Genomic DNA, 3,952 nt, shown 5'->3' with positions numbered 1-3,952 from the left:
CCAGGACATCGACCGTCTCCCCGGTGATCCCGCCGCGGCAGAACACCACTCGTCCCTCGTGCCGGGCGACGAACTCACCGCCGTGTGCCGGGCCGGCCACCTCCAGCCGCAGGACGCGGCCCGTCCAGTCGGTCGTGTGCTCGTGTGTCATCTCGCCTCCGGTCCGCCCAAACGCCCGACGATCGGTTCGTCGCGGGCCTGCTCCGCCCGGCCGCGCGAGGACGACAGCTGCCACGGCACGCTCGTGACCATGACTCCGCGCTCGTAGAGCAGGCGGGTCTTGAGGCGCAGCGCGCTCTGGTTGTGCAGCAGCTGCTCCCACCAGTGGCCCACCACGTACTCCGGGATGTACACGATCACCACGTCCCGCGGTGACTGGTCCCGCAGCCGCTTGACGTAGTCCACGACCGGGCGGTTGATCTCACGGTACGGGGACTCGACGACCTTGAGCGGAACGGAGATGCCCCGGCTCTCCCATTCCCTGACGAGGGCGCGGGTCTCGGCGGTGTCGATGTTCACCGTCAGGGCCTCGATGGTGTCCGGGCGGGTCGCCCTCGCGTACGCGAGGGCCCGCAGGGTCGGCAGGTGCAGCTTGGAGACCAGGACGAGGCAGTGGGTCCGGCTGGGCAGCACGACCTCGCGGGAGGAGTCGTCCAGTTCACGCGCCACCGCGTCGTAGTGCCGGTAGATGAGCCTCATCACGCCGAAGACCGCCACCATCGCCAGGACGGCGATATAGGCGCCGGAGAAGAACTTGGTGGCCATCACGATGATCAGGACACCCGAGGTGAGGCCGAACCCGACCGCGTTGACCGCCCGCGACCGGCGAGCCCGACGACGGACCGCCGGGATCTCCTCGTGCCGCAGCCGCCGTGTCCAGTGGCGGACCATCCCGAGCTGGCCCAGCGTGAACGCCACGAAGACGCCCACGATGTACAGCTGGATGAGGACCGTGACCTGGGCGTCGAACGCGATCACCAGCGCGATCGCCGCGATCGCCAGGAGCACGATGCCGTTGGAGAACGCGAGTCGGTCGCCGCGCGTTGCGAGCTGACGGGGCAGGTACTTGTCACGGGCGAGCACGGACGCCAGCACGGGGAAGCCGTTGAACGCGGTGTTGGCCGCCAGCACGAGGATGGTCGCGGTCACGACCATGACGACGTAGAACACGATCGGCAGCCCGGCGAAGACCGGCTCCGCGAGCTGCGCGATCATCGTCTTCTGCTGGTATCCCTCCGGGGCGCCGACGAGCTGGGTGGCCGGGTTCTCCGCGATCCGGACCCCGAGCCTGCGCGCCAGCGCGATGAGGCCCAGCAGGAACGACACCGAGAGCACGCCCAGGATCGCGAGGGTGATCGCCGCGTTGCGGGCGCGGGGCTTGCGGAAGGCCGGCACCCCGTTGTGGATGGCCTCGACGCCGGTGAGCGCGGCGCACCCCGAGGCGAAGGACTTGGCCACCACGAACGCCAGCGCCAGGCCGGTCACCTCCGCGCCCTCCGCGGGGACGAGGTCGAACTCCGCCGACTCCGCGGACAGGTCCCGGCCGAGTACCTCGACCTGCAGCAGGCCCCACACGATGAGGGCGATCATGGACGCGAGGAACGCGTAGACGGGCACCGCGAACATCGCCCCGGACTCCCGGATCCCCCGGAGGTTGACCGCGGCGAGTCCGGCGATCGCGAGTACGGCGAAGAAGACGGCGTGGGACTGCACGAACGGGATGGCGGAGCCGATGTTCGCCGCCGCGGCGGAGATGGAGACGGCGACAGTTAGGACGTAGTCGATGAGCAGCGCCGCGCCCACCCCGAGGCCGGCGCGGGGGCCGAGGTTGACCGTCGCCACCTCGTAGTCACCGCCACCCGACGGGTAGGCGTGGACGTTCTGCCGGTAACAGGCGATGACGACGACCATGACGAACGCGACCGCCACCCCGACCCACGGGGTGAGCGCGATCGCCGACATCCCGGCGATCGACAGCACGAGGAAGATCTCCTGCGGGGCGTAGGCCACCGACGACAGCGCGTCGGAGGCGAACACCGGCAGGGCTATCCGTTTGCGCAGGCGCGTGGCGCCGATGGTGTCGCTGCGGAACGGGCGCCCCACCAACAGGCGCTTGGCTCCCACGGAGACCCTGGAGATCCTGGACACCGACACATCGTAGGACCCGCGCGCCGCGGCGGACAGCATCCGCGGATGTGAGTAGCGTGACGTCCCTGGGGTACGAGCGTGCGCCGGGAGGAGTGGGACTCGCGATGAGGGTCGTCGTCATGGGCTGTGGCCGTGTCGGGGCGGCGTTGTCCGCCGAGCTCGACGCCGCCGGCCACGCGGTGGTGGTGATCGACCGCGACCCCGCGGCCTTCGCCCGGCTGCCCGAGGGGTTCGGCGGTCAGACCGTCACCGGCCAGGGGTTCGACCGGGCGGTGCTCACCGACGCCGGGCTGGTGGGCGCCGACGCGTTCGCCGCCGTGTCTTCGGGGGACAACTCCAACATCATCGCGGCCCGGGTGGCCCGTGAGACCTTCGGTGTCGAGCGCGTGATCGCCCGCATTTACGACGCCGGCCGGGCCGAGGTCTACGAACGTCTGGGTATCCCGACCGTCACCACCGTCCCCTGGGCGACCGGCCGGCTCGTCCGGTACATCACCGCCGGGACGAGTCCGGTGGAGTGGCGGGACCAGACCGACACGGTCTCCCTGGTGGCACTCGACGCCCCGCCGGGATGGGTGGGCCTGCCCGTCGACCGGCTCGCCGCGGAGGTCGGTGGCCGCGCCGCCGCGGTCACCCGCTTCGGCGAGTGCCGCATCCCGGACCGGGACACGCTCGTCCAGTCCGACGACGTCCTCCACCTCGCCGTGCCCTCGGAGGCGGTGCGCGGCCTGGAGGACCTGATGCAGCGAGGATCCTCCGATGCCTGACCCGACTCCCGACCCCTCGGTCGACGACTACGCCGACGGCTCCGGCCTGCTCGCCGAGGCCCCGTCCCGGGCGTTCCGGACCAGTTCGATGCGGGTCGTCGTGGCCGGTGCCGGGGTCGTCGGACGGTCCATCGCGCGGGAGTTGCTCGCGGGCGGCCACACGGTGACCCTGATCGACAAGCGGTCCAGCGTGTTCTCCGCCGACCCGGTCGATGACGCCGACCAGCAGGTCGGTGACGCCTGCGAGCTCAGCGTCCTCGAGCGGCTCCGCACCGAGGAGGCCGACGTCGTCGTCGCCGCGACCGGGGACGACAAGGCCAATCTGGTGGTGAGCCTGCTCGCCAAGACCGAGTTCGCCGTCGCCCGCGTCGTGGCCCGTGTCAACGACCCCCGCAACGAGTGGCTCTTCGACGAGCGTTGGGGGGTCGACGTGGCGGTCTCCACCCCCAGACTGATCGTCTCGGTCGTCGAGGAGGCGGTCTCCGTCGGCGACGTCGTCCGGCTCATGACGCTGCGTCGCGGCGGCGCGAACCTCGTCAGCGTGACGCTGCCCCCGCAGACCCCGCTGGCCGGACGCCCCGTGTCCCGCGTGCGGATACCCCGCGACGCCGCCCTCGTGGCGATCCTGCGCGGCGGGCGGGTGATCGTCCCCGAACCCGACGTGCCGTTCGAGCCCGGTGACGAACTGCTCGTGGTGGCCCCCGAGGCAGTCGAGGCCGACGTCAGCGAGGCGATCCTGGGGGGTTGACGGTCACGGCGATCTCCCGTCCGTAGTCCCAGCCCGGCGCGAGGGGCAGGTCGTCCCCGCTCCAGAACCTCCCCGGGTCGTACCAACCGGCGTCCCCGGCGGGCCGGAGCACGCCCATCGCCTCCAGGGTCAGGCCCACGACCTCCGCGCAGTAGGCCGCCTCCATGCGCATCGCGGGACCGGGCGAGACCCGCCCGCGCCGCCGGAGCAGGTCCCGGAGCCGGCCGCCGCCCACCTCGTCGTCGTCCCCCGACACCACCCCCGGCCTCCCGGCCGCGACGCCGCCCGA

At 71.8% G+C, this 3,952-nt stretch carries 4 protein-coding genes and 1 pseudogene; 2 read left to right on the top strand and 3 right to left on the bottom strand.

Going from position 1 to position 3,952, the window contains the following annotated elements:
- Positions 1–151: TRAM domain-containing protein (locus tag G6030_RS16875; protein WP_347238644.1), on the bottom strand; the 151-nt coding region annotated here is incomplete at its 3' end.
- Positions 148–2,139: an amino acid permease gene (locus G6030_RS11390; RefSeq protein WP_182643200.1), complete on the bottom strand. Its 1,992-nt coding sequence runs from the start codon at positions 2,137–2,139 to the stop codon at positions 148–150. The genes G6030_RS11390 and G6030_RS16875, both read right to left, overlap by 4 nt.
- Before the next feature lie 113 nt (positions 2,140–2,252).
- Here G6030_RS11390 and G6030_RS11385 point away from each other — a divergent pair, with 113 nt between their 5' ends.
- Positions 2,253–2,915: a TrkA family potassium uptake protein gene (locus G6030_RS11385; protein ID WP_182643198.1), complete on the top strand. Its 663-nt coding sequence runs from the start codon at positions 2,253–2,255 to the stop codon at positions 2,913–2,915.
- A gap of 88 nt (positions 2,916–3,003) precedes the next feature.
- The gene (locus G6030_RS11380; RefSeq protein ID WP_182643199.1) at positions 3,004–3,663 is read left to right on the top strand and encodes a TrkA family potassium uptake protein; all 660 of its coding nucleotides are present in this window, start codon (positions 3,004–3,006) and stop codon (positions 3,661–3,663) included.
- Here G6030_RS11380 and G6030_RS11375 read toward each other — a convergent pair.
- Positions 3,638–3,952 (bottom strand): annotated as a pseudogene (locus tag G6030_RS11375) (hypothetical protein); the annotation flags it as partial. The gene G6030_RS11380 and the pseudogene G6030_RS11375 sit on opposite strands and share 26 nt — an antisense overlap.

Origin of the sequence: Dietzia sp. E1, from assembly GCF_014145015.1 — a bacterium.
Taxonomy (GTDB): domain Bacteria; phylum Actinomycetota; class Actinomycetes; order Mycobacteriales; family Mycobacteriaceae; genus Dietzia; species Dietzia cinnamea_A.
This window is presented reverse-complemented; position numbering and strand designations above follow the sequence as displayed.